This is a genomic window from Micrococcus sp. HOU01 (assembly GCF_035609305.1).
Lineage (GTDB): Bacteria > Actinomycetota > Actinomycetes > Actinomycetales > Micrococcaceae > Micrococcus > Micrococcus luteus.
Map to the genome: position 1 here is coordinate 135,481 of NZ_CP141211.1, position 24,950 is coordinate 160,430.

The window sequence follows — 24,950 nt, forward strand, 5'->3', positions numbered from 1 at the left end:
GTGCGCCGTTTCCCGAACGAAAACGCCGTGGCGCCCGTCGGGGCGGCACCAGCGGCCGGAGGACGACGACGGCGCCCCGCCCTGCCGCCGCACAGGGCGGCTCGGTAGCGTGGCCGACATGAGCACGCAGCCCCCCGGTCTGACTACCGGCTCCCCCGACACCCCCGACGACGATCCCGTCCGCGAGCCGTTGCCCACCGAGGCCCTGCCGATCGCGCCGGCCGGGCCCCGACCCGAGGAGCCGCGGGCCGCCGTCGAGCGGCTGCGCGCCGCCGCCCGCTCCCGCGCCGCCCACCCGCGCGCGGTGCGGGTGCGCCAGCTCAAGGGCCTGAAGCGGATGCTGACCGAGCACACGGACCGGTTCGTCGCGGCGCTCGGCACGGACCTGGGCAAGCCGGCCACCGAGGCGCTGATCACGGAGATCGTCTCGGTGCGCTCCGAGGTGGACCACGCGCTGCTGCATCTGACCGACTGGATGGAACCGCGGCCCGTGAAGCTGCCGCTGGCCCTGCGGCCCGCGAGCGCGGAGGTCAGGCCGCGGCCCAAGGGTCTCGTGCTGGTCATCGGCGCGTGGAACTACCCGGTGCAGCTCGCGCTCGCCCCGGTCGTGGGTGCGCTGGCGGCCGGCAACACGGTGGTGCTCAGCCCGTCGGAGAAGGCCCCGGCCACGGCGGCGGCGCTGCAGGAGCTGGTGCCGCAGTACCTGGACTCCGCGCTGGTCTCCGTGGTGGCGGGCGGCAAGGAGTGCAACACCGCGCTGCTGGCGGAGCCGTGGGACCACATCCTCTACACCGGCGGGGAGCGCGTGGGCCGGATCGTCTACGAGGCGGCGGCGAAGACCCTCTCCCCCGTGACGCTCGAGCTGGGAGGCAAGTCGCCGGCGGTGGTGACGCCGTCGCGGAACACGGGCGCGATGGCCCGCCGCATCGCATGGGCGAAGTTCACCAACGCGGGCCAGACGTGCGTGGCCCCGGACTACGTGCTGGCCGTCGGCGAGGCCGCGCTGCGCCAGGTGACCGCCGAGATCCCCGCCGCCCTGCGCGAGTTCTACGGCGACGACCCCCGCGCGTCGAAGGACTACGGCCGGCTCATCTCCGCCGAGCACGCGGAGCGGCTGCGGGAGATGCTCCAGGCGGACCTCGACGCCGGCGCCGAGCTGCTCGTCGGCGGCGACGTGGATGTGGCGGCGCGGTACATGGCGCCGACCGTGGTGACGGGCGTCAAACCGGACGGCGCGCTCATGCAGGAGGAGCTGTTCGGCCCGATCCTGCCCGTGCTGACCGTGGACACCTTCCAGGACGCCCTGGACTTCATCGCGGAGCGCCCGCACCCGCTGGCCGCCTACCTGTTCACGGACCGGCCGAGCTACCACCGGGCGTTCGACGAGCAGGTGCAGGCCGGTGGCCTCGGCTACGACGTCGGCCTGCTGCACGCCGGCATCGCGACGCTGCCGTTCGGCGGGATCGGCGCGTCCGGGATGGGCGCGTACCACGGCATCCACGGGTTCGAGACGTTCTCCCACCTGCGCCCGTCCATCACGAAGTCGGACCAGGTGGACACGCTCAAGACCGCGTACCCGCCGTACGGGCGGATGAAGCGGGCGCTGCTGCCGAAGATGCTCTGAGGGGTGGGGGTCAGCGCTGCGGCCAGAAGCCGCGGCGGTCGTAGACCTCCGCGAGGACGTCGGCGCGGTCGGTCATGACGCCGTCGACGCCGAGGTCGAGCAGGCGCTCGATCTCCGCGGGCTCGTCCACGACCCACACGTGCACCGGCAGGCCCGCCGCGTGGCACCGCCGCACGAAGTCGGCGGTGGCCACGGGCACGCGGCCGTGCCGGACGGGCACCTGCACGCAGTCGACGTCGAGGGCGTACCGGCGCAGCCAGCGGGTCAGTCCCAGCGGACCCAGCGTCACGAGCGCCGCGATGGCGGCCGCCCCGCCCGACGTCGCCACCCGCGCCGGCCCGTACGCCCGCTCGGGGTGGCCGAGGCGGGCGAGGGCGCGCCGGAAGAGGCGGCGCCGCGAGTCGTGGAATGAGGCGACGAGCACGCGGTCCCAGGCGCCGTGCTCGGCGAGGATGCGGGCCAGGGCCGGGGCCGACGCGCGGTCCTTGAGGTCCACGTTGAGGCGGGCTCCGGGGAGTGCCGTGAGCAGCTCGGTGAAGTGCAGCAGCGGCTCCCCGCCGACCGTGACGTCCGCCAGCCGCTCCCACGTGTGGTCGCGCAGCCGCCCGCGGCCCGTGCTGACGCGGTCCAGGGTCTCGTCGTGGAACACGACGAGCTCGCCGTCCGCCGTGGTGCGCACATCCAGCTCGAGGTAGGTGAACCCGGCCTCCCAGGCCGCGCGGAACGCGGCCAGGGAGTTCTCCCGGTCGACGGCGGCGCCCCGGTGCGCGAACCCCAGCGGGTGGCCGCGACGGGCGGGGACGGAGTCGGTGAGGTAGGCGGGGGCGGGACGGGGCGAGGTCGGACGCACGGGATCACCGTAGCGGGGACGGGCGGCGGGGTGCCCGCTTCCGCAGCCGGGAACGCGAGAGGTCGGAATGAGCGTCAGATCGGCCCTCATTCCGACCACTCACGTGACAGGTGGGGCCGACGCGCCCGCCCTCAGTCCTCGACCGGGAGCTCCAGCATGGGACGGTGCTCGTAGAAGGTCTGCAGCACCACGGTGGTCCGGGTGGACACCGACGCCGTCTGGCGGATCTCCGTCACCAGCGCCTCGAGCTCCCGCGGGGAGCCGACGCGGACGAAGAGCATGTACGCGGCGTCGCCGGCCACGGAGTGGCATGCCTCGATCGCCGCGATGGACTCGAGGAGCTCGGGGGCGTCGTCGGGCTGGCGCGGGTCCAGCGGGCTGATCTCGATGAACGCGGAGAGCGGCCTGCCCACGGCCTCGGGGTCGAGCAGCGCACGGTAGCCCGTGATCACGCCCGTGCTCTCGAGCCGGCGCAGGCGCGCCTGCACCGCGGAGGTCGAGAGGCCGACCCGCTCGGAGAGCTGGGCGAGCGTGGCGCGCGGGTCATGGGAGACGGCGGCCGCGAGCCGCGCGTCGACAGGGTTGTCCATGCGCCGCACGCTATCAGCCGGCCCCGGCCGCCGGGTTGACAGCCCCGTGCCCTCATGGAACCCTTCCGGCAAGTGATCCGCCTCACCGGATATTTTCCGGCGATTCGACCTCAGGAGGGTTCCATGTCCACCACTCTGCAGCCCGCCCGGACCGACGTCGTCGTTCCGGAGACCCCGGCCGACGCGCGCACCGTCGAGACCCACCCGGCCTGGCTCCGCCTCAAGGCCGCCGCCACCGCCCTCCAGCCCCTGCAGGTCAAGGACGGCTCCATCCCGGACCCCGCGGACCACGCCGCCGCGCGTGAGCACGTGGAGACCATCGTCGCCGCCGTCGAGGAGCTCGCCCCGCTCTTCCCGCACGACGCCGCCTACCTCGCCACCCTGCCCCGCGACTTCGCCCGCTGGGCCGACGGCGGCTTCGCCGAGCCCGACTTCCTGGACTCCCTCGTCGCCTTCCAGCCGCAGGACCACCGTGTCGACGGCGTCCGGCACCTCGTGGTCTTCCCGATGTACACGCAGAACGGCTCCCCCGACCGGCACGTGGAGGCCCTCGTCGTCGAGACCATCTGGCCCGAGTTCATCGCCGCACTGGAGGCCGGCGACTACGGCAACCGCCTCTTCCTCTCCCTGCGCCTGATCGACTTCACCCCCGGCTACGACACGAACTCCGCCGTGCTCTTCCCCGAGACCGTGGCCATGCGCGAGATCCCCACCTTCACGTGGGGCGCCATCTTCCAGGACCGCGAGGCCGCCCGCTTCCGCCGGGTCGTCACCGCCGCCGCCGAGGTCACCCAGCTCGAGCTCCCGGCCGAGCTCGCCGAACTGCTCTCCAGCCAGGAGCTCGCCGAGGGCACCTTCGTGATGTGGGACCTCATCCACGACCGCACGCACATGCGCGGCGACCTGCCCTTCGACCCGTTCATGATCAAGCAGCGCATGCCCTTCTTCCTCTACACGCTCGAGGAGATGCGCTGCGACATGACCGCCTTCCGCGAGTGCGTGGCGATCGAGCGCCGCCTCACGGCGCGCGCCGCCGCCGGTGAGCAGCTCACCGCGCTCGAGGAGCAGACCCGCCGCCACGCCGGGCTCGTGCAGCACGCCGTCCTCTTCGACCGCGTCTTCCGCTTCGCCCTCACCGGCTCCCGCGTCCGCAACTACGACGGCCTCGGCGGCCAGCTGCTCTTCGCCTGGCTGCACCGCAAGGACGTGATCCAGTGGCGCGACGTCGAGCTCAGCGTGGACTGGGACCGGCTCGCCGACGCCGTCGTCGAGCTGGGCGACGCCATCGACACGCTCTACTGGGAGTCCATCGACCGCCCCAAGACCGTGCACTGGCTCCAGGCCTACGAGCTCGTCGCCTCCGTGGTCACCCCGCACCCGGCCTCCGTGTGGGCGCAGGGCCTGCCGCGCGAGGTGCTCGCCGGTCCGCCCAAGGGCTACACCGACCTCGTGCTCGACGACGAGTTCCCGCTGTCCATGTTCTTCGAGGCCCTCGAGAAGAAGATGCGCGGCGTCATCGAGTCCACCGCCGGGATCCGCGGCACGGACGCCTGACCCGTGGCCGCCCTGACCGACCGCGCCGTCCTGATCGCGGGCGCCACGAGCGCCTCGGGCCGGGCCGTCACGCGCACGCTCCTCGACGCCGGCGCGCACGTCGTCGCGACCGGGCGCGACGCCGCGAAGCTCGCCCCCCTCGCCGCACTCGGCGCCGAGACCGCGGCCCTGGACCTCACGGACGAGGCCGCCGTCCGCGGCCTCGTCGAGGACCTGCACGCCCGCGGCACCCGGATCGACGGCCTGCTCCACCTGGTGGGCGGCTGGCGCGGCGGCGGGGGCCTCGCCGGCCAGTCCGAGGAGGACTACCGCGCCCTCGAGGCCTCGTTCACGGCGCTGCGGCACGTGAGCCGGGCCCTCGACGACGACCTGCGGGCCTCGTCCGCCGGTCGCCTCGCGATCGTCTCGTCCACGGCGGTGACCCGGCCGCTCGCCGGCGGCGCGAACTACACCGCGGTGAAGGCGGCGAGCGAGGCATGGACCCGCGCGGTGGCCCAGGGCTGGGCCAAGGCCGCCCGGGACGCGGAGGCGCCGCTGCGCTCGGCGGCCGTCGTGTTCCGCGTGAAGTCCCTCGCCGGGCTCGAGGAACGGCTGGCCGAGGAGTGCGCGCGACTGTGGAAGGCTGAGGCGGGCGCGCTGAACGACGCCGTCCTCACGCTCCAGGAGAAGGGAACGTAACTGACATGCAGAGGATCCACGATCCGCAGGAGCGGGGCTTCGCCTCGGACAACTACTCCGGCGTCCACCCGGAGGTGCTCGCGGCGATCGCCGAGGCCAACGGGGGCCACCAGGTCGCCTACGGCGAGGACGTGTACACGGCCCGCCTCCAGGAGGTCGTGGCCCAGCACTTCGGCGAGGACGCCACCGTGTGGCCGATGTTCAACGGCACCGGGGCGAACGTCGTCGGGCTCCAGGCCATGCTGCCCCGCTGGGGCGCGGTGATCTGCGCGGACACCGCGCACATCCACGTGGACGAGGGCGGCGCGCCCGAGAAGTCCGCCGGCATCAAGCTGCTGCCCGTGGCCACCGACGACGGCAAGCTCACCCCCGAGCTGATCGCCGCCGAGGCGTGGGGCTGGGGCGACGAGCACCGTGCCCAGCCCCTGGTCGTCTACCTCACCCAGTCCACCGAGCTCGGCACGGTCTACACCCCGGAGGAGGTCAAGGCCATCACGGACTACGCCCACGAGCACGGGATGCGCGTCTACATGGACGGCGCCCGCATCGCCAATGCCGCGGCCTCCCTGGGCCTGCCGCTGCGCGCCTTCACCACCGACGTCGGCGTGGACGTGCTCTCCCTCGGCGGCACCAAGAACGGGGCGCTGCTGGCCGAGGCCGTCGTCGTGCTCGACCCGGACGCCGCGGACGGCCTCGTGTACCTGCGCAAGAACCAGATGCAGCTGGCCTCGAAGATGCGCTTCATCTCGGCGCAGCTGCTCGCCCTGTTCGACGGCGACCTGTACCTGCGCTCCGCCCGCCACGCCAACGCCATGGCCGCCCGGCTGCGCGCCGGCATCGAGGCGGGGGTCGCCGACGGCTCGCTGGCCGGCGTCGAGTTCACGCAGGCCACGGACGCCAACGCCGTGTTCGCCGTCCTGCCCGAGGGCGTGGCCGACCGGCTGCGCGCCCGCTTCCGGTTCTACGACTGGGACGCGGCGCGCCGCGAGGTGCGCTGGGTGTGCGGCTTCGACACGACCGAGGAGGACGTGGACGCGTTCACGGCGGCGCTGCGCGCCGAACTCGTCCCCGCCGTCTGACGGACGCGCCCGGCCGGGATACCCTTCTACCACCGTGCAGCAGGGTGGGACGCCGCGGCCTTCGACGCGCGTCCGACCGCTCCTCCACCGAAAGGCCACCGTGGACACCAGCGCACCCCGGACGTCCCCGTCGACGCCGCCCGCCTCCGCCGCCCACATCACCCCCGAGGGCGGCTCCCTGCGGCGCACCCTCAAATCCCGGCACCTGACGATGATCGCGATGGGCGGCGCCATCGGCACGGGCCTGTTCGTGGCCTCGGGCAACACCATCGCGACCGCCGGCCCCGGTGGCGCCCTTGCGGCCTACGTGGCCATCGGCTTCATGGTGTTCCTGCTGATGCAGTCGCTCGGCGAGATGTCCACGTACCTGCCGGTCTCCGGCGCGTTCGAGGAGTACTCGACCCGCTTCGTGAGCCCCTCGTTCGGCTTCGCCATCGGCTGGAACTACTGGTACAACTGGGCGATCACGGTGGCCGCCGAGCTCGTCGCGGCGGCCCTGATCATGCGGTACTGGCTCCCGGACGTGCCCTCGTGGATCTGGTCCGCGACCTTCCTCGTGCTGCTCTTCGGCCTCAACGCCCTCTCCACGCGCGCCTACGGCGAGAGCGAGTTCTGGTTCTCGCTCATCAAAGTCGCCACCGTGGTGATCTTCCTGGTGCTCGGCGTCCTGATGATCGTCGGCATCCTCGGCGGCTCCTCCCCCGGCTTCCACAACTGGACGGACGGCGAGGCCCCCTTCGTGGGCGGCGGCGCCGGCATCCTGGCGATCTTCATGGTGGCCGGCTTCTCCTTCCAGGGCACCGAGCTGGTCGGCGTGGCCGCGGGCGAGGCCGAGGACCCGGAGAAGAACGTGCCCAAGGCGATCCGCACCGTGTTCGTGCGCATCCTGCTCTTCTACGTCGGCGCGATCACCGTCGTCGGCTTCCTCATCCCCTACACCAGCCCCCACCTGCTGGGCAGCGACGTCGAGGACATCTCGATCTCCCCGTTCACGCTCGTCTTCGAGAACGCGGGCGTGCTCGCCGCCGCCTCCGTGATGAACGCCGTGATCCTCACGGCCATCCTCTCCGCGGGCAACTCGGGCCTGTACGCCTCCACCCGCATGCTCTGGGCCCTGGCCGACTCCGGCAAGGCCCCGCGCTTCCTGGCGAAGGTGAACCGGCGCGGCGTGCCCATGAACGCCCTCTACGCCACCACCGTGGTGGGCGCGGCGTGCTTCCTGACCACGTTCATCGGGGACGGCGCCGCCTACGTGTGGCTCGTCTCCGCCTCCGGCCTGGCCGGGTTCATCGTGTGGATGGGCATCGCCTGGAGCCACTACCGGTTCCGGCGGGCCTACGTCGCGCAGGGCCACGACCCGAAGGACCTGCCCTACCGCGCGTTCCTGTTCCCCCTGGGCCCGATCGTCGCGCTGGTCATGTGCGCCGTCGTGATCCTCGGGCAGAACTACCAGGCGTTCATGGGCGACGTGGACCTCGTGGCCGTGGCCACCGCCTACATCGGCCTGCCCCTGTTCCTCGCGCTGTGGCTCGGCCACAAGCTCGTCACCGGCTCGAAGCCGGTCCGCTACGAGGACGCCGACCTCACCCGCGTCCTGGACTGAGTCCCCCACCTCGGAGGTCGCCGTGCCCGCCCCCTCCTCCCACGCTCCCGCCGCCACCCACACCGCCCGGGGCCGCCTGGTCTGGGTGGACGTCGCGCGCGGCCTGGCCCTGGTCGCGATGATGGTCGCCCACACGGCGCCCGCCGGCGGCCCGGGTGGGGTGCTCCACCTCTCCGAGCACCTCACCGCGCCCCTGTTCGCGGCGCTCGTGGGCGTGGGCGCGCGCCTCGAGGCGGAGTGGCTGGGCCGTGGCCGGGCCGTGCCCCGCGCGCTTGTGCGGGCGGCCGCCCTGTGCGGGGCGGCGTGGCTGACCGGGCTCTTCGGGGCGGCCGTCGTGAACGTGCTGGCGCACCTGGCTGTGCTCACGGTGCTCATGGCACTGCTGGCCGCCCTCCCCCTCGCCGCGCACCTCGTGCTCGCCGTCCTGGCCGGCGGAGGCGGCCTCCTGCTCGCCGCCACACCGACGGCCGACGTCGTCGACCGGCTCCTCCCCGCCGCGCAGGCGCTCGGGCTGAGCCGCGCGACGCTGACCCCGTGGGTCTCCGCGTTCCTCACGGACGGCCCGTACCGTCTCCCCCTGTTCCTCGCGTGGGCGCTGCTGGGGGCGGTGCTGGTCGCCACCGTCCACGGCACGACGACGGCGGCCCCGGCCCGGCGCGCACGGCTCACGGGGCTCGCCTGGGCGGCCGGGGGGATCGCGCTGGCCGGCGTCGTGCTCGCCCTGTCCCGGACGCAGACCGGCGCCGCCCCCGTGCCCTACACGGCGACCCCCGCGGAGGCCCTGCTGGACACGGGCCTCGTGCTGACCGTGCTCGGCGGGTGCGCGGCCCTGGCGCCGCGGTGGGCCGGGCTGCTGGCCGTGCCCGGCGCGATGACGCTGTCCGTGTACGTGGCGCACCTGTGGTACCTCGGCTGGGTGCGGGGGCTCGGACCCGGGCCGTGGCGCAGCGCCACGGGCACGGACGACACGTGGTTCAACCTGGCCGTGCTGGTGGCCGGCGCGCTGCTGCTGCCGCTGCTGTGGCGGGCCGTCGTGCGTATCGGCCCGTTCCGCGCGGGGCCGCTGGAGGGCGTCGTCCGCCTGCTGACGGCCCCGTTCGACCGCGCGCGCTGACCGACGTCCACCCCAGCGGGTAGCCTCGAGAGCGTGAGCGAGCGAACCACCTACCTGCTGATCGACGGCGAGAACATCGACGCCACCCTCGGCACGTCCATCCTGCAGCGGCGCCCCCAGCCCGACGAGCGGCCACGCTGGAAGCGCCTGCTCGGCTACCTCGAGGACCGCTGGGACCAGCCGGTCAAGGGCCTGTTCTTCCTCGCCATCGACGGTGAGATCCCCATCCCGTTCGTCCAGGCGCTCACCGCCCTCGGCTTCCAGCCGATCATGCTGCGGGGCGAGGGCAAGGTCGTGGACATCGGCATCCAGCGCACCGCGGAGGCGCTGCTGGGCCGGGAGGACGACGTCGTCCTCGTCAGCCACGACGCCGACTTCGCCCCCCAGCTCACCGACCTCGCGGCCACGCCGGGCCGACGCACCGGGATCATGGGCTTCGAGGAGTTCCTCTCCCACGAGCTGCGCCGCATCCCCGGGGTCGAGTTCTTCGACCTGGAGCACGCGGTGGGCGCGTTCGACTCGTCCCTGCCGCGCCTGCGCGTGATCGACGTCGAGGCGTTCGACCCGTACGAGTTCCTCTGACCCGCCGGGGGTGGCCCGCGGCTCAGTCCGTGGGCAGCTCCAGCAGGCGTTCGACGGTGGCGGCCACCCCGTCGTCGTCGCACGCCCCGACCACGCCGTCCGCCGCGGCCAGCAGCGACGGATGGCCCGAGGCCACGGCCAGGCCGAGACCAGCCCACTGGAGCATCTCCAGGTCGTTGGGCATGTCCCCGAACGCGACGACGTCGACCGGCGCGACCCCCCGGCTCGCGGCGAACTCGGCGAGGGTCGCGGCCTTGTGCACGCCCGGGGCGGACATCTCCACGAGCGCGATGCCGGGCGCGGAGTGCGTGGCACTCACGAGCTCGTCCAGCTCGGCGCGGGCCGCGGCGAGGAAGGCGTCCGGGGCCAGGGTGTCCGAGCGGGCCAGCAGCTTCACCACGCCCAGCCGACCCGGCAGCGCGGCCTCGAGCGTGGCCGCCGCGTGGACCTCGGCCCGGAACTCGGCGCGCTCGGAGAACGCGTGCTCCCAGAAGAAGCCCTCGAGGGTCTCGGCGCCGAAGGACACGGTGCGGTCCAGGGCGCGCAGCCGGTCCGTGGCTGTCCACACGGCCTCGACGGGCATGGGGTGGGCGATCAGGACGTCGTCCGTGGCGGTGTCCACGAGGACGGCGCCGTTGGAGCAGATCACCGGGCCGACGGGGCCGAGCTGCGCGCTCAGCGGGCCGAGCCAGCGGAGGGGACGGCCGGTCACGAACACCACCTCGACGCCGGCGTCGTGGGCGTCCCGCAGCGCCGCGATGGTGCGCGGGCTCAGGCGCCCCGACCGCGTGTGCCGGTACCCGATGATGGTGCCGTCCAGGTCCGTCGCGATCATCCGCGGACGGCGCGAGGGCAGGGGCAGGGCGGGCATGCGCTCAGTCTAGGCCGGGGCCGTGCGGCGGGCCGGGGTGTCCTCCGCGGGCGAGCGGGGGCACGATGGGGGCGTGGACACCGCACAGCAGACCACCGCACAGGACACCGCCCCGGACCCCGCGTCGACGACGCCCCGCACGGTCACCGTCACCGGCGCCGCCGGCAACATCGGCTACGCGCTGCTCTTCCGCATCGCCGCCGGCGGGATGCTCGGCCCGGACACCCCGGTCCGGCTGCGCCTGCTCGAGATCCCGGCCGCCCTGGGCGCCGCGGAGGGCACCGCCATGGAGCTCGCCGACGCGGCCTTCCCGCTGCTGGCCGACGTGGAGGTCACGGACGACCCGGCCCGCGCCTTCGACGGGGTCCAGCACGCGCTGCTCGTCGGCGCGCGGCCGCGCACGAAGGGCATGGAGCGCGGCGACCTGCTCGAGGCGAACGGCGGGATCTTCGGGCCTCAGGGCCGGGCGATCAACGACCACGCGGCGCAGGACGTGCGGGTCGTCGTCGTCGGGAACCCGGCCAACACCAACGCGCTGATCGCCGCCGCCCACGCCCCGGACGTGCCGGCCGCGCGCTTCACGGCGCTGACCCGGCTGGACCACAACCGGGCCGTGGCGCAGTTGGCCGCGCGGGCCGGCGTCGCGGTGACGGACGTGTCCGGCGTGACGATCTGGGGCAACCACTCCGCCACCCAGTTCCCGGACCTCACCCACGCCCGCGTGCGGGTGGACGGGACGTGGCGGCCGGCGCTCGAGGTGGTGGATCCGGCGTGGGCGGGCGAGGAGTTCGTGCCGCGCGTGGCGAAGCGGGGCGCGGAGATCATCGAGGTGCGCGGGGCGAGCTCGGCGGCGTCGGCGGCGTCCGCGGCGATCGATCACATGCGCGACTGGACCCTCGGCACCGGTGTGGACGCGGACGGTGCGCCGCGCCGGACGTCGGCCGCGGTGGTCTCGGACGGCTCCTACGGGGTGCCGGAGGGGCTGATCAGCTCGTTCCCCGTGACCTCCGACGGCGGCACCGCGTGGCGGATCGTGCCGGGGCTGGAGCCGGACGAGTCCGTGCTGCCGGGTGAGGGCGGGCGGCTGGCCGCGACCGTCGCCGAGCTGGAGGCCGAGCGCGACGCCGTGCGAGGGCTGGGCCTGCTCTGAGGCGGCCGGGATCGTCTGCGTCTCTGACCCTTCTGGGGGCGTCCCCGCCCGCCGGAAGGGTCGGATGCGCAACAGATTCGTGCGGGGACGGGCGGGCGTGGGATCAGTCCGCCAGCTCGGCCCGCGTGGGCGGGTCCGCCCCCGGGCGGGAAGCCGTGATCGCCGACGCGCGGGAGGCGTAGATCAGCACCGACTCGACGTCGGCCGGGTCCATCGCGTGCAGGCGGCCGCGGTTCGCGGCGCCGAGCAGGGAGCGGTCGTCGAGGGCGGCGAGCAGGGCGGCGGTGAACGAGTCGCCGGCGCCCACGGTATCCGCGACGTCCACGGGCACGATCGGGCGCTCCACCACGCCGTGCGCGGTGACGGCCACGATGTCCTCGGCGCCGCGGGTCATCACCACGAACGCCGGGCCCATCCGCTGCCACGCCTGCAGCGACTCGAGCAGCGGGCGGTCCGGGTACAACCACGCGATGTCCTCGTCCGAGGCGTGCACCACGTCCGCCAGCCGCACGGACTCCTCCGCGCGGGCGCGGGCGAACGCCCGGTCCGGCACGATCGTGGGCCGCACGTTGGGGTCGTAGCTGATGGTCGTGACCGCGGAGATCCGCTCGAGCAGGGCCATCACCTCGGCGTCGCCGGGGGCGAGCATGGTGGCGATGGATCCGGCATGCATGTGGTGCAGCGGGCCGCCGGCGGCGTCGTCGAAGTCCCGGGCGAGCGCGGCGGCGGGCGGCAGCGTCCAGTCCAGCTCGAACTCATAGCTGGCGGCGCCCGTGGGGTCCAGGCGGGCGGTGGCCACGGAGGTGGCGGCGGCATCCGGCTCGAGCAGGCAGCGCACGCCGTTCTCCCGCAGATGCGAGGCGATCATGTCCCCGTGCGCATCGCGGCCGAGGCGGCCGGCGAACAGGACGGGCCGCTCCAGCCGGCTCAGGCCCACGGCCACGTTCAGGGGGCTGCCCCCGACGTGCACGCGGGGGGTCGCGGTGTCCGAGACCACGACGTCGACGAGCGCCTCTCCGATCACACCACAGTACTGAGCCACGCGCCCCACGGTACCCTAATCACCGGCGCGGAACCGGGGCTGTGCGCAGGCTTCCAGGCCCCCGAGAAACGCCCGACACCCCCATCCCCGACCCCTCGGCAGGCGGCCATGTCCCCCACCCCCACCCGGCCCTCGCGCGGCCCCGGCTGGCGCCTCCACGGCGACGGCCGCACCATCACCCCGGGCACCGTCGTCGCCCCGGACGAGCGGCTGAGCTGGCCGCGGACCGTGGGCATCGGCGTGCAGCACGTGATGGCCATGTTCGGTGCCACCGTGCTCGTGCCCGCCCTGACCGGCATGCCCGCGACGACGGCGCTGCTCTTCTCCGGCCTCGGCACCCTGCTCTTCCTGGTCATCACGGGCAACCGCCTGCCCTCGTACCTGGGCAGCTCGTTCGCGTTCATCGCACCGCTGACGGCCGCCGCCACGATCGGCGGCACGGGGGCCGCGCTCGGCGGCATCCTCGTGACGGGCCTGCTGCTCACGGTGATCGGCGTGATCGTGCACCGCGCCGGCACCGGATGGATCCACGCGCTCATGCCGCCGGCGGTGATGGGCACGATCGTGGCCCTGATCGGCCTCAACCTCGCCGGCGCCACGACGACGGCCATGCAGGAGGTGCCGGTCACCACGTTCGGCACGGCCCTGGCGGTGGTGCTCACGGCCGTGACGTTCCGGGGGCTCCTGGGCCGCCTGTCCATCCTCGTGGGCATCGTGGTGGGCTACCTGCTGGCCCTCGCGCAGGGCCAGGTGGACTTCACCGCCGTCGGGGAGGCCCCCTGGATCGGGCTGCCGCCCTTCCACGGCCCGGAGCTGCGCTGGGACCTGCTGCCCCTGTTCCTGCCCGTGGTGCTCGTGCTGGTCGCGGAGAACATCGGCCATGTCAGGACCGTCGGCCTGATGACCAAGCGCGACCTGGATCCGCTCACCGGCCGTGCCCTGATCGCGGACGGCCTGTCGACCATGCTCTCCGGCGCGGGCGGCGGCGTCGGCACCACCACGTATGCGGAGAACATCGGCGTGATGGCCAGCTCGCGCGTCTACTCGACGGCGGCGTACTGGGTGGCCGGCCTCACCGCGACCGCCCTCGCGTTCCTGCCGAAGTTCGGGGCCGCCGTCGCCACCATCCCGGCCGGGGTGGCCGGCGGCGCGGGCATCATCCTCTACGGGATGATCGGCATGATGGGCGTGCGCATCTGGGTGCAGAACCGCGTGGACTTCTCCAACACCGTGAACCTCATGACGGCGGGTGCGGGCCTGATCATCGCGATCGCCGACCCCCAGCTCGTGGTCAGCGGGCTCGTGTTCGGCGGCATCACGCTCGGCACGGTCGCCGCCCTGGTGGTGTACCACCTCATGACGGCGATCGCCCGCGCCCGCGGCACCGAGCCGGTGCCCGAGGACGAGGAGGAGTTCGAGGCCTCGGAGGCCGGCCGGCTCGGCTGACCCCGATCCCGCGCCGCCCCGCCCCGCGCATCCCCGCGCCACGCGCACTTTCGATCGTGAGATAGGGCCAATCTCACGACCGAAAGCGCTGAGAACCCCCCTTTCACGTTCGAAAACGCGGGGTGGGGTGGGCGGGGCCGGGCCGGGCGGGGCTTGGGGGCGGGGCCCGTCAGCCGCCTGCGACCTCCTCGTCGGCGAGGGTGAGGACCTGGTCGAGCACGTCGAGGCCGAAGTGCAGGTCCTCGTCCGAGATGTTCAGCGGCGGGCACAGGTGGAACCGGTTCTCGGCCATGAACAGCAGCAGCCCGCGATCCTTGGCCTCGGCCATCATCCGCCCCATCACGGGCGCCACCTGACCGAGCGGGGCCAGCCGCTCCCGGGTCTGCCGGTCCCTCACCAGCTCGACGGCCCAGAACGCACCGGCGCCGCGCACCTCGCCCACGCTCGGGTGGGCCGCGGCGATCTCGGCCAGGCGCGGCCCGATGATCTGATCGCCGATGCGCTTCGCATGGGCGACCATGCCCTCCTCCTCCATCGCGGTGATCGCGGCGACGGCGGCCGCGCACGCGAGGGGGTGGCCCGAGTAGGTCAGGCCGCCGGGGTAGGGCGTGGTCGCGAAGCTCTCGTAGACGTCGTCGCTCATGGCGACGCCGCCCAGCGGCACGTACCCGGAGTTGACCCCCTTGGCGAACGTGACGATGTCCGGGGTGACGCCCGTGAGCTGGTGGCCGAACCACTCGCCCACGCGGCCGAAGCCGACCATGACCTCGTCGATGATCAGCAGGATCCCGTGCTCACGGCACAGCTCCTTGACGCCGGCCATGTAGCCGGGCGGCGGCAGGAAGATGCCCGCGGTGCCGGGGACGGCCTCGAGGATCACGGCGGCCACGGTGGAGGGGCCCTCGAGCTCGATCACGTCCCGCAGGTGGGCCAGCGCGCGCTCGGCCTCCTGCTCGTCGCTCTCCGAGCCGAACGCGGAGCGGTACGTGTACGCGGGCTGGAAGTGGACGACGCCGTCGGACGCCGAGTCCGAGCCCACGCGCCGCAGGGAGCCGGTCAGGTTCGCCGTCAGGCGCGTGGCGCCGTGGTACGAGAGGTACGCGGAGAGCACCTTGTGCCGGCCCGTGTGCAGGCGTGCCATCCGCACCGCGTGCTCGTTGGCCTCTGCGCCCGCGTTCGTGAAGAACACGTGGTTGATGGACTCCGGCAGCCGCTCCGTGATCAGCCGGGCCGCCTCGGACCGGGCGTCGTTGACGTGCTGCGGGGCCACGGTGGCCAGCGTCTCGGCCTGCTCGCGGATCGCGGCCACGATCTTCGGATGGCGGTGGCCGACGTTCGTGAAGACGAGCTGCCCGCTGAAGTCGACCATGGGCCGACCCTCGCCGTCCCACACCCACGACCCCTCGGCATCGAGGATGGTCATGGGATTCAGGTCGCGCTGCGCGCTCCACGAGTGGAACACGTGCGCGCGGTCGAGCTCGTGGGCGCGGCGGCCCCGCTCGATGGCCTCGTCGCTGATCCGGGGGTCCCGGCGGCCGACGTGCTGCTGATGCTCGGACATGCGCCCTCCTTGAGTGTGATGCGGCTCATTCCGAGCATAGGCGCGCCCGCCCTCAGCGCGAGCTGGCGCCCCTTCGCCCGCGCGCCACCCCCACGAACGCCTGCACGAGCTCCGAGTCGGCCGCCTTGAGCCAGGCCAGGGCGACGTCCCAGCCGGGGTGGCGGGCGTCGTCGTCCGCCTGGCCCGCGGGATCCGGCCCGTCGACGACGGCGGCGCCCGCGTCCGCCTCGGCCCCTGCCTGCTCGTCCGCGAGCGCGGCCCGCGTGGCGGCGGCCTCGCGGTCGGCGCGGGACAGGCCCACGGTGTCGTCGAGGGTGGAGGCCAGCGGCAGCACGATCACGTCCTTGCGGCCGAACATGCGGGCCACGGACATCGGCAGCACGACGTGGCCGGCGCCGGACGCGGCGATCTCCAGGACCATCCGCTCGCCCGCGCCGGGCAGCTCGGCGGCGTCCATCGGCTCCGCACTGGGGGCCGGGGCGAAGCGGGCGGGTTCCAGCTCCTCGTCCGGGTCGAGCTCGGCGGGCGGCACCGGGCCGTCCGCGTCCACGTCCCACGCGGCGAGCAGGTGGTCCCTGCCCACGCACACCACCGGCAGCTCGGAGTACACGCCCACGAGGTGCACGTGCCGCGGGTCGACGCCGCCGGCGCGCAGGAACTCCTCGGCGGACACGTCGCGTCGGCGCCGCACGTAGCCCAGCTGCGGCAGGAAGTGGCGGGGCTGACCGGCGTCGTCGTGGGCGAGGTGGGCCAGCTGGGCCGCGTCGTCGTGGTTGACGAGCTGCACCGTGCGCTGGCGCGTGGTGAACCGCTCCACCCACGTGGACGGCGTGGCCCCGGGGATGGTGGCCAGGAAGAGGGTCTCGGGCGGGACGGGCAGGTCGGCCGGCGGGGCGGGCGCGGGACGACGCCGGCCCTCGCCCCCGGCACGGCCCGCGGGCTTCACGCCCTTGGCCACGCCACGCCCGTCGCCGGAGCGGGTGGACCGGGCGGGGCCGCCCCTGCTCGCGCGGGACTTCCCGCCCCGGCCGCCACGGGAGCCGCTCAGCGGACCTTCTCCTTCAGGAAGGAGACCGCGCGGTCCCAGGCGAGGGCGGCGGCCTCGGGCCGGTAGTTGCCCTGGGGGTTCTCGTCGTTGTGGAAGGCGTGCGGGGCGTCGTAGTAGAAGTACTCGACGTCGGCCCCGGACTCCTCGCGGATCTGCTGCTCCTGCCTCCGCGCGTCCTCGACGGGGAAGGAGTCGTCCTGCTCGGCGTAGTGGCCCTGGACGGCGGCGGTGACGCCGGAGAAGTCACCGGGCACGCCCTGGCCCACGCCGTAGAAGGGCACGGCGGCGGAGACCTTGTCCCCCTGCTGGGCCGCGAGGGCGAGCACGAAGCCGCCGCCCATGCAGAAGCCGATCGCGCCCACGGTCTGCGAGGTCACCTCGTCCCGGGCCAGGAGCCAGTCGACGGCACCGGCGAGCTGGCGGGCGCCCTCCTCGGCGGGCAGGTTCTGCATCATCTCGCCGGCCTCGTCGCCGTCGTGGGCGATCCAGCCTCCGTAGAGGTCGGGGGCGAGCGCGACGAAGCCGAGGTCGGCGAGGCGGTCGCACACATCCTTGATGTGGTCCACCAGACCCCACCACTCCTGGATCACGATCACGCCGGGGCCCTTCCCGGAGGCGGGCAGCGCGAGGTAGCCGTGGCCCGTCTGGTCGCCGTCCTTGGTGGGCAGGTCGAACGTGACGTTCTGGTGCGGGGTCTTCGAAGCCATCATGTCCCCCACACTACGAGCGGACCGGGCCCCTCTGCGAGGGGTCAGCGGTCCTCCTGCGTTCCGTCCGCTGACGAGAGCTGCTCCTCCAGCGAGACGGCCACGGCTTCGAACTCGGCGAGAGCTGCGGTGAGGTCCTCGACGATCTCCCGGGCCAGAACGTCCGGGGACGGCAGGTTGTCCATGTCCTCGAGGGTCTCGTCGCGCAGCCACGTGATGTCCAGGTTGGCCTTGTCGCGGGCGATGAGCTCGTCGTAGGTGAAGGTCTTCCACCGTTCCCCGACCTGCGCCTCCGGACGCCGGTATCCGGACACGAACTCATCCAGGTCGGCTCTGCGGAGGGGGCTCTGCTTGAGGGTGAAGTGCTTGTTGGTCCGGAGGTCGTACACGGCCATCGCATCGGTCCAGACCTCGCCGGGACGGGCCGGCTTCTTGTCGAAGAAGATCACGTTCGCCTTGACGCCCTGGGCGTAGAAGATGCCCGTGGGCAGGCGCAGGAGCGTGTGGAGGTGGAAGTCCGTGAGGAGCTTGCGTCGGATCACCTCGCCGGCACCGCCTTCGAACAGCACGTTGTCAGGGAGCACGACGGCGGCCCGCCCATTCACGTCCAGGATCGTCATGATGTGCTGGACGAAGTTCAGCTGCTTGTTGCTGGTGGTGGCCACGAAGTCCTGGCGGACGATCTCGCGGTCCTCCCGCACCTCACGGCCGTCGTCGCCCACCACGGTCATGGAGGACTTGCGCCCGAAAGGCGGGTTGGAGAGGACCACGGACCAGCGGCGGCTGGGCGCGGACGTCAGGGAGTCCCGGACGTCGATCAGCGAGTCTCCGTCATAGCGGCCCATGCCGTGGAGCAGGAGGTTCATCGCGGCGAGCCGCGCGGTGGCGTCCACCAGCTCGTAGCCGTGGACGAAGTCGTCCCTCAGCTTCTCCCGCTGGGTGGGCGTCATGGAACTCGCCTCCCGGGAGGCGTGGTCATGCGCCACGAGGAGGAATCCGCCGGTGCCGGCGGCCGGGTCCACCACGGTGTCCTCCACCGTGGGGTCCACCGCGTCCACGATCGCCTCGATGAGAGCACGGGGGGTGAAGTACTGGCCGGCACCGGAGCTTCCGTCGGACGCGCTGCGCGCGAGGATGGCCTCGTAGGCGTCGCCGTTGAGGTCCGTGCCGGACTGGGACCACTGCTGTGCGCCGATGAGGTCCACGATGATCCTGCGGAGCTTGGCCGGGTCCTGGATGCGGTTCTGCGCCTTCCGGAAGATGGTGCCGACGACACCGGGCTCACGGGAGAGCCCCTGGAGCATGCCGGTGTAGACCGCTTCGAGGTCCTGTCCGCGCGCATCCATGAGGCGCTGCCACGAGTACTGCTCCGGCAGCACCTGCTCCGGCTTGAGCGGGCGGGTGGCGCGCTCGTGGGCCATCTTGAGGAACAGCAGGTAGGTGAGCTGTTCGGTGTAGTCCAGCACGCCCACGCCGTCGTCCCGCAGGACGTGGACGTAGGACCAGAGCTTGTCCACCAGGCGGCGGGCGTCGACGGTCATGCGGTTTCCTCCTGGGGGGTGAGCCGGTAGCGGCGTCTTCTGCTGCGGGGCGGGGCGGTGGGTTCGACCAGCCCGGCCTCGATGAGGTCGTTCAGCGCGTTCATGGCGGTCCGGTAGGAGGTGCCGACGGCGTCACCCACCTCCGTGGCCTTCATGGGGCCGTCGGCAAGGGCACGGAGGATGGCCTGCTGCCGCTCGCTCAGCCCTCCCGCACCCGTCTCGGCGGCCGGCGGCACGTAGTCGGGGTTCAGCGTGTACCTGGCACCCCGGCGGTCGCCCAGCTTGACGGTGAGCCCGCGCCGCACGAGGTCGGACAGCTCCCGCGTGGCGTCCGCCTGATGGGCGCCCCATCCCTGCAGCGTCTGGTTCCGCACGGTCCGCCCGCTGCGGGCCAGGGCGAGTGCCTGGATCTGCCACTGCGTCAGTCCGTCCTGGCCCAGCCCCTGAATCCATTCGTGGGTCTCCGCCGTGAGGAGGGAGTCGTGGGCCACGTCCACCTCGACTCGCGTCAGCGTGCTGTGGAACTCGGGCGGGACCATGCCGGCGGCCTCGAGCACCTTCAGCACGGTCGGGATTCCGGATCCGCGGTTCTCGGCGATCATCCTGCCGTCGGAGCCCGGCAGGTCGGAGAGGAGCCGTGCCAGGACGCTGTTCCGGGAGGAGGAGACGTCCGGCTCGCCGAAGGAAGACGGGTCCACGGGGCCGAAGAAGCCGCCCGGGCTCCGCACCACGAGGCGGTCGGGGTAGAGCTCCACCTGCACTTGGGTCCCCCGGGCCCCCGCCGAGTAGTCCCGGTGCATCACGGCGTTGACGAGCAGCTCGCGGATCACCTCGAGTGGGTATTCGAGGCGGTCCGCCCTGCCTGTCCCGTCGATGACGGAGGCCCGGGACATGTGCCGGACGAGCACGTCGCGGGCATCCGCGATCATGTCCACGAGGGGCCCCTCGCACGTGCGGTTGTCCACGAAGCGCTCGCCGTGCGGCCCGGTGTCGCCGAACGTCGTTCCGGGGAGGACCACGACGGAGATGCTGAGCTGGGGGAAGAATCCCTGGGGGTATTCGCCGCACGCCAGCAGCCCGGCGAGAGTGGGGACGAGGACCCCGTCTGCGTCGACGAGGACGTTGGCCCGCCGCAGGCACTCCTGATCCGTCAGGGAGCCGAAGGCGCGCGGCTGAACGGTCCGCAGTCGGCCGGTGAGGGCCTCCACGAGGTCCGGCCGCAGGTCATCCGCCGTGGCTCCGTGCACCGGTTCGCGGTCATGCTGCGGCTGCCCCTGGCCTTCGATGAGCCGGTCGATCTCATAGGCCGTCAGGCGCCGGTCACCCTCGTCGCTCCGGGTGTAGGAGCCCTGGTAGCGGCCGGCGGCGGTGATGTAGCAGGGCTTCTGGTCAGGGGCGAACTCGGGGACCTCCATGACCACCACCTGGTGGCCGCCCTCCGCGTTCTCGATGCTGATGACTCCTCGCACGGGGGGCGTCATGTCATCCGCGGCCATCCCTGCCAGCGCGTCCCGGAGGGCGGGCGCATCGGCGCCCGTGGGCTCGAAGGTGGAGTCGTCCAGGCCGAGTACGACGACGCCGCCACGGGCGTTGGCGAAGGCGCTGAGGGTCTCGCGCACCGACCTCGGACACCCCCCTGCGGCAGACTTGACCTCGATCAGCGCGGTCTCCGAACCCGTGCTGCGGAGCTGCGCGAGGACCTCGTCGAGCATCAACACCCCTCCCTCATTGCAACGTTGCAATGATACGTGCAATGACGACTGCAATGACGACGCGCCGTGAGCAGCAGCGGGCGACTCACCTCGACGCCACCAGCTCCTCGATGACCTCCGTGTCCGTCGAGCGTCCGCTCAGGCGGCCGGCGAAGGCAGCGGTGAGGATCGCGCGGCGGAGGGCCGCGGTGCGCCGCCGCTCGGCTTCCACCACGCCTGCAATGCGTCGTCCCGCCAAGCGAACTCCTCCGATTGAGGATGCCAGGCGGCCCTGGACTTCAAGACTGGGCACGGGAATCTCGATGGACTTGAGCGCTTCTTGATTGATCTTGTAGATCCCCGCGGTAGTCCTGACCCTGGACTCAATTTGTCGACGAACTAATCGCGAGTTCCACAACATGGAAAGGTAGTCCAGATCGATCTTCTCTCTATTCGGGCGAAGGCGAACAATGGTGTCGGGAAATGCAACCTCACCAGGATCATCCAGAACAAGCCCCCCTCGTCCGACAAGGCCCAAAGAACCGTTACCGCGCGACAGCAGAAAGTCACCCGGACGAATCAGCCACTTCTTGGCGTCGTTTCGACTCCAGTCACCTCCCTTTCTCTGCAATGGGTCAACCCACCCGTCGCGAATCGCGGTCAATCGAATTACAGGGAATCCATCCTCCCGCGTAGGAACCGAGCGGCCATTCGCAAGGGGCTCCGCAAGGAGACTTCTCAATTCAACCTGCCGCACACTGCCCCAGTCCAGGCATAACTGAATTGCACTCTCTACCAAACCTTCCAAGCGCTTGTCAGCCACATCTAAAGACCCCTCAGCAACGTCGAGCCGCGCGAAGTGCTCCTCGACGATGTCCACGATCCGACGTTGCTCCTCCATGCCCGGCATAGGGACAGGAAGCGCGAGGAACCGATCCTGAGTCAGGTTCAGGCCGCTATCGCTGATCCCCGTCTTCATCGCGTCAATCCGCGCCTGTGCCTCAGCAGAGAGCAACCACTTCTCAAGAAAGGCAGAGTCCACACCCTCCACCGGGCGGAAGCGGTACATCTTGCCGGACATCATGAGCCGCGGGCGAGTCGATCGCACCAGGGCAGGAATGCCGCAGCGAGATCGCGGGCCCGCGCACGTCATCAACAGGTCACCTTGCTGCACTTCGATCGCCGGGCGGGGCGCAAGAGTCGCTGGGAGCTCCTTGTTCTGTGTCTCGTCGAATCGGCCCGGTTGAATCGCAGTGGTCTTCAAGACGCCCCACGTCTCGGAGTCGGGCGACGGAGAGGGGATGCACTTCGGACTCCAGCCCTGTTGCAACGGCTTCTTGTTCGGCTGCGGGACGAGAACCTCCCGGAGCGTCGTCCACTCCCACTGCCCCGTCACGCCGTCAACTCCTCGTTCAGTTCCTCGATCAGCAACCCTGCCCGCGGGCCGAGGTCGCGGACGGCACCGTCGATGCCCCCGCGGTCGGTGAAGGGCGCGCCCTCCAGATCGTCCACGGTCAGCTCGGCGGACGCGCCGATCACCTCCACCATCCGGTCCAGCCACCACCGCTGCGTGTCGGAGAACTCGGCTCCGGCCTGCTCCTGGGCCAGCAGCCAGCCGGCGTAGTTCTCCCGCACGCGGTCGGCGAAGGGCACGAGCTCGTCATCGGTGCCCGTGGCGAACCGCAGCAGGGAGACGAGATCCGTGAGGGTGTGGTGATCGCTCCTCCGCACCCGGCCGGCGTCGAGGGACTCGTACGCCTTCCAGAGGATCTCGGGCGTCCACGAATACGGCGGGCGCTTGATCCGTTCGGCGAGCTCGGCCACCTGCGCGTACTGCAGCCGCCCCTCACCCGCCTCGAACATCACCTGCACCGCCGTGATCTCATCACGGTGCTCTTCCAGGTAGGCGGACCAGGACTCGACCACGGAACGGGCTTTGTCCGCATCCACCACGCCGTAGGCGTCGAGGAGCACATCGGCACTCACCTCGTCGATCACACGATCATGCGCCCGGCGCAGCTCGAGGATGCGCATCCGCAGGTCCGGATTCGCGGCCAAGGGTGTCACGGCCCGCTCGATGTGCTCCTCGAGCGCCCTGTCTTCGTCCTCACCCCGGGCGGCGGCCTCCGCACGCACCGACGCCTGCTCATTGGCGTCCACGGCTGCCACGAGGTCCTTCACCATCTGACGGACGGAGCCGCCGGCCACGTCGTCCAGCTCCTGCCGCTCGGAGTCGGAGAGCTCCAGTTCGAGCTTGGCCAGCCGCGAGGCCAAGGTGGCGGCTTCGTCCTCGGTGATCGTCAGTGACGCGGCCTTCTCCAGGAGCTTCTTCAGTGGGACGGCCTTCTGGCGGTTGAGCGGCGGGTCCACGAAGTCGTGCTCGGTCACGCCGACGGCGTCCACGATCACGAACCGCGTCTTCGTCGCGGCGTCCGGCGTCACCGCCTGGAAGTCGGCATCCGGGATGGTGCGGGCGCCACGGCCCTTCATCTGCTCGAAGTATTGGGCCGAGCGGACATCGCGCATGAACAGCACGCACTCCAGCGGCTTCACGTCCGTGCCGGTGGCGATCATGTCCACCGTCACGGCCACACGCAGGGCCGGCGAGTTCCTGAACGCCTGCAACTGGCCCTTGGGGTCTCGGGCGCTGTAGGTGATCTTGGCCGCGAACTCGTTGCCCCTGCCGAACACCTCGCGGACCGTGCGGACGATGCTCTCCGCGTGGTTGTCGTCCTTGGCGAAGATCAGCGTCTTGGGCACCTCGGTGCGTCCCGGGAAGATCTCCGTGAACAGCCGATCCCGGAACACCTCCAGGACCAGGCGGATCTGGTTCGTGGACACGACCGCGCGGTCCAGCTGCGTGCGCGTGTAGTCGAGGTCCTCGTCGAGCGTCTCGAAGCGCTCGATCCGAGTCGACTTGTCCTGCACCGGAACCACCGTCCCGGCCTCGATGGTCGACCCCTCCTCCGAGATCTGAGTTCGGATCCGGTAGAGGTCGAAGTCCACGTTCACGCCGTCGGCGACCGACTGGGGGTAGGTGTACTCGGAGACGAGGTTCTGGCGGAAGAAGCCGAGCGTCTGCTTCCCCGGGGTGGCCGTCAGCCCCACCACGTGGGCGTCGAAGTACTCCAGCACGCCCCGCCACACGCCGTAGATCGACCGGTGCGCCTCATCCACGATCACCAGGTCGAAGGACTCCGGGGGAAGGTCTGCGCTGTAGTCCACGGTCACCGGGCGGTCCGGGACGAACTCGTCCAGCATCGGATCGTCCGAGTCCGGCACCTCCTTGCCCTGCAACCCCGCGTACACCCGCTGGATCGTGGAGATCACCACGTTGGCGGAGTCCCTCATCCCCGCGCGACGCAGCTTGTCCACCGGGTAGACCTCGGTGAACCGCCGGCCGTCACCCGGCAGGCGGTAGTTCTCGAACTCCGCCAGTGTCTGGTCCGCCAGGTTGTTGCGGTCCACCAGGAACAGGATGCGGCGGAACCCGCCGTGCGCGAGCAGTCGGTACGCCGCCGTGATGGCCGTGAACGTCTTGCCGGCGCCGGTGGCCATCTGGATCAGTGAACGATCATGCCGCTGCTCTGCCAGAGACCGCTCCAGCCCGCGGACGGCGTCGATCTGCGCCGGGCGCAGGCCCTCCGTCTGCAGGGGCGGCATGGCGCGCACCTTGCCGCGCCAGGTCGGCGCGTCCGGGTCGGCCTCCGCGTCCCGCATCAGCTGAGAGAAGTACTCCGGCCGGGGGATCGAGAAGACCCGTCGCGCGCGCGGGTTCGGATCGTATCCATTGGTCAGGTATGACTCGGACCCCGTGGACTCGAAGACGAACGGCAGGCGGCCGTCGACCACGACCGCCCGCTTGAGTGCGTCATCCGGCAGGCCGTCGGCGTACATGCCGGACTGCCACTCCACTCCGGCCAGCGTCGTCCCCACCGGCTTGGCCTCGATCACGCCGACTGGGCGGCGATCGACGTACAGCAGGTAGTCGACACGTCCGTGGCCGGCCCGCATGGTCACCTCGCGAACGGCGACGCCCGCCGACGCCATGAGGTTCTTCTGAGCGCCGTCCTGCACGGACCAACCAGCGCGCCGGAACTGCTCGTCGATGAGAGCCCTGGCCCGCTCCTCGGCGGCGACCCTGGCGGCATCCGAAGGTGTGTCCATGAAAGCTGAGAATAGCGTGAGCAGACCGGGCCCCTCATCGAGGGGCCCGGTC

Annotated in this window: 20 protein-coding genes; 9 read left to right on the forward strand and 11 right to left on the reverse strand. The window is 72.0% G+C overall.

What is annotated here, in order from left to right; translation table 11 throughout:
• The first annotated feature begins 118 nt into the window (after positions 1 to 118).
• A complete protein-coding gene (locus SOY78_RS00660) occupies positions 119 to 1,624 on the forward strand; it encodes an aldehyde dehydrogenase family protein (RefSeq protein WP_134417072.1) in 1,506 nt (501 codons plus the stop codon).
• Between the two features lie 10 nt (positions 1,625 to 1,634).
• Here SOY78_RS00660 and SOY78_RS00665 read toward each other — a convergent pair whose 3' ends face one another.
• Together SOY78_RS00665 and SOY78_RS00670 are read right to left on the reverse strand one after the other, a co-directional pair.
• A complete protein-coding gene (locus SOY78_RS00665; protein WP_134417071.1) occupies positions 1,635 to 2,474 on the reverse strand; it encodes a glycerophosphodiester phosphodiesterase in 840 nt (279 codons plus the stop codon).
• 131 nt (positions 2,475 to 2,605) lie between these two features.
• Complete coding sequence (locus SOY78_RS00670) at positions 2,606 to 3,064, reverse strand: Lrp/AsnC family transcriptional regulator (RefSeq protein WP_324701647.1); 459 nt, start codon at positions 3,062 to 3,064, stop codon at positions 2,606 to 2,608.
• A 123-nt stretch (positions 3,065 to 3,187) separates the two neighbouring features.
• Between SOY78_RS00670 and SOY78_RS00675 the strand changes: the two genes are divergently transcribed.
• The 6 genes from SOY78_RS00675 to SOY78_RS00700 all read left to right on the forward strand — a co-directional run bounded on the left by SOY78_RS00675 (position 3,188) and on the right by SOY78_RS00700 (position 9,674).
• The gene (locus SOY78_RS00675; RefSeq protein WP_216880180.1) at positions 3,188 to 4,618 is read left to right on the forward strand and encodes a DUF6421 family protein; all 1,431 of its coding nucleotides are present in this window, start codon (positions 3,188 to 3,190) and stop codon (positions 4,616 to 4,618) included.
• A gap of 3 nt (positions 4,619 to 4,621) precedes the next feature.
• A complete protein-coding gene (locus SOY78_RS00680) occupies positions 4,622 to 5,296 on the forward strand; it encodes an SDR family NAD(P)-dependent oxidoreductase (protein ID WP_036380768.1) in 675 nt (224 codons plus the stop codon).
• A gap of 5 nt (positions 5,297 to 5,301) precedes the next feature.
• The gene (locus tag SOY78_RS00685) at positions 5,302 to 6,375 is read left to right on the forward strand and encodes a threonine aldolase family protein (protein WP_036380765.1); all 1,074 of its coding nucleotides are present in this window, start codon (positions 5,302 to 5,304) and stop codon (positions 6,373 to 6,375) included.
• Positions 6,376 to 6,475: 100 nt separating this feature from the next.
• Positions 6,476 to 7,978, forward strand: a complete 1,503-nt coding sequence (locus SOY78_RS00690; protein ID WP_036380762.1) for an amino acid permease — start codon at positions 6,476 to 6,478, stop codon at positions 7,976 to 7,978.
• A 22-nt stretch (positions 7,979 to 8,000) separates the two neighbouring features.
• Entirely contained in the window at positions 8,001 to 9,092 is a 1,092-nt protein-coding gene (locus SOY78_RS00695) for a hypothetical protein (RefSeq protein WP_049146377.1), read from the forward strand.
• Positions 9,093 to 9,125: 33 nt separating this feature from the next.
• The gene (locus SOY78_RS00700; RefSeq protein ID WP_002858225.1) at positions 9,126 to 9,674 is read left to right on the forward strand and encodes an NYN domain-containing protein; all 549 of its coding nucleotides are present in this window, start codon (positions 9,126 to 9,128) and stop codon (positions 9,672 to 9,674) included.
• A gap of 22 nt (positions 9,675 to 9,696) precedes the next feature.
• Here the strand turns inward: SOY78_RS00700 and SOY78_RS00705 are convergent, their stop codons facing one another.
• Positions 9,697 to 10,545, reverse strand: coding sequence for an HAD family hydrolase (locus SOY78_RS00705; RefSeq protein ID WP_036316534.1), 849 nt, complete (start codon positions 10,543 to 10,545; stop codon positions 9,697 to 9,699).
• A gap of 73 nt (positions 10,546 to 10,618) precedes the next feature.
• Between SOY78_RS00705 and SOY78_RS00710 the strand changes: the two genes are divergently transcribed.
• On the forward strand, positions 10,619 to 11,695 hold the full coding sequence (locus SOY78_RS00710) for a malate dehydrogenase (RefSeq protein ID WP_145951296.1): 1,077 nt from the start codon (positions 10,619 to 10,621) through the stop codon (positions 11,693 to 11,695).
• Positions 11,696 to 11,798: 103 nt separating this feature from the next.
• Here the strand turns inward: SOY78_RS00710 and SOY78_RS00715 are convergent, their stop codons facing one another.
• Complete coding sequence (locus tag SOY78_RS00715; RefSeq protein WP_036337149.1) at positions 11,799 to 12,719, reverse strand: carbohydrate kinase family protein; 921 nt, start codon at positions 12,717 to 12,719, stop codon at positions 11,799 to 11,801.
• 126 nt (positions 12,720 to 12,845) lie between these two features.
• On the opposite strand from SOY78_RS00715, the gene SOY78_RS00720 reads away from it, so the two are divergent.
• Positions 12,846 to 14,183, forward strand: a complete 1,338-nt coding sequence (locus tag SOY78_RS00720; RefSeq protein WP_182488546.1) for a uracil-xanthine permease family protein — start codon at positions 12,846 to 12,848, stop codon at positions 14,181 to 14,183.
• A gap of 169 nt (positions 14,184 to 14,352) precedes the next feature.
• Here the strand turns inward: SOY78_RS00720 and SOY78_RS00725 are convergent, their stop codons facing one another.
• The 7 genes from SOY78_RS00725 to SOY78_RS00755 all read right to left on the reverse strand — a co-directional run bounded on the left by SOY78_RS00725 (position 14,353) and on the right by SOY78_RS00755 (position 24,898).
• Positions 14,353 to 15,744, reverse strand: a complete 1,392-nt coding sequence (locus SOY78_RS00725) for an aspartate aminotransferase family protein (RefSeq protein ID WP_317676516.1) — start codon at positions 15,742 to 15,744, stop codon at positions 14,353 to 14,355.
• Between the two features lie 52 nt (positions 15,745 to 15,796).
• Positions 15,797 to 16,702, reverse strand: coding sequence for a hypothetical protein (locus tag SOY78_RS00730; RefSeq protein WP_036384175.1), 906 nt, complete (start codon positions 16,700 to 16,702; stop codon positions 15,797 to 15,799).
• An 86-nt stretch (positions 16,703 to 16,788) separates the two neighbouring features.
• Positions 16,789 to 17,502 (reverse strand): dienelactone hydrolase family protein, encoded by a 714-nt coding sequence (locus SOY78_RS00735; protein ID WP_036384174.1) that lies wholly within the window; start codon positions 17,500 to 17,502, stop codon positions 16,789 to 16,791.
• Positions 17,503 to 17,543: 41 nt separating this feature from the next.
• The gene (locus tag SOY78_RS00740) at positions 17,544 to 19,040 is read right to left on the reverse strand and encodes an HsdM family class I SAM-dependent methyltransferase (protein ID WP_036384173.1); all 1,497 of its coding nucleotides are present in this window, start codon (positions 19,038 to 19,040) and stop codon (positions 17,544 to 17,546) included.
• Positions 19,037 to 20,752, reverse strand: a complete 1,716-nt coding sequence (locus SOY78_RS00745; protein ID WP_036384185.1) for an ATP-binding protein — start codon at positions 20,750 to 20,752, stop codon at positions 19,037 to 19,039. The genes SOY78_RS00740 and SOY78_RS00745 overlap by 4 nt, the downstream gene beginning before the upstream one ends.
• Before the next feature lie 85 nt (positions 20,753 to 20,837).
• Complete coding sequence (locus SOY78_RS00750) at positions 20,838 to 22,127, reverse strand: restriction endonuclease subunit S (protein ID WP_052007078.1); 1,290 nt, start codon at positions 22,125 to 22,127, stop codon at positions 20,838 to 20,840.
• Positions 22,124 to 24,898, reverse strand: coding sequence for a DEAD/DEAH box helicase family protein (locus SOY78_RS00755; protein ID WP_324701648.1), 2,775 nt, complete (start codon positions 24,896 to 24,898; stop codon positions 22,124 to 22,126). Before SOY78_RS00755 ends, SOY78_RS00750 begins: the two co-directional genes overlap by 4 nt.
• Positions 24,899 to 24,950 lie beyond the last annotated feature (52 nt).

Bases quoted from the DNA above. Each gene is read 5' to 3' on its own strand.
- SOY78_RS00755 (WP_324701648.1), bottom strand. From the start codon at position 24,898: ATGGACACACCTTCGGATGCCGCCAGGGTCGCCGCCGAGGAGCGGGCC.
- SOY78_RS00725 (WP_317676516.1), bottom strand. From the start codon at position 15,744: ATGTCCGAGCATCAGCAGCACGTCGGCCGCCGGGACCCCCGGATCAGC.
- SOY78_RS00705 (WP_036316534.1), bottom strand. From the start codon at position 10,545: ATGCCCGCCCTGCCCCTGCCCTCGCGCCGTCCGCGGATGATCGCGACG.
- SOY78_RS00745 (WP_036384185.1), bottom strand. From the start codon at position 20,752: ATGCTCGACGAGGTCCTCGCGCAGCTCCGCAGCACGGGTTCGGAGACC.
- SOY78_RS00660 (WP_134417072.1), top strand. From the start codon at position 119: ATGAGCACGCAGCCCCCCGGTCTGACTACCGGCTCCCCCGACACCCCC.
- SOY78_RS00685 (WP_036380765.1), top strand. From the start codon at position 5,302: ATGCAGAGGATCCACGATCCGCAGGAGCGGGGCTTCGCCTCGGACAAC.
- SOY78_RS00675 (WP_216880180.1), top strand. From the start codon at position 3,188: ATGTCCACCACTCTGCAGCCCGCCCGGACCGACGTCGTCGTTCCGGAG.
- SOY78_RS00740 (WP_036384173.1), bottom strand. From the start codon at position 19,040: ATGACCGTCGACGCCCGCCGCCTGGTGGACAAGCTCTGGTCCTACGTC.
- SOY78_RS00735 (WP_036384174.1), bottom strand. From the start codon at position 17,502: ATGATGGCTTCGAAGACCCCGCACCAGAACGTCACGTTCGACCTGCCC.
- SOY78_RS00720 (WP_182488546.1), top strand. From the start codon at position 12,846: ATGTCCCCCACCCCCACCCGGCCCTCGCGCGGCCCCGGCTGGCGCCTC.
- SOY78_RS00670 (WP_324701647.1), bottom strand. From the start codon at position 3,064: ATGGACAACCCTGTCGACGCGCGGCTCGCGGCCGCCGTCTCCCATGAC.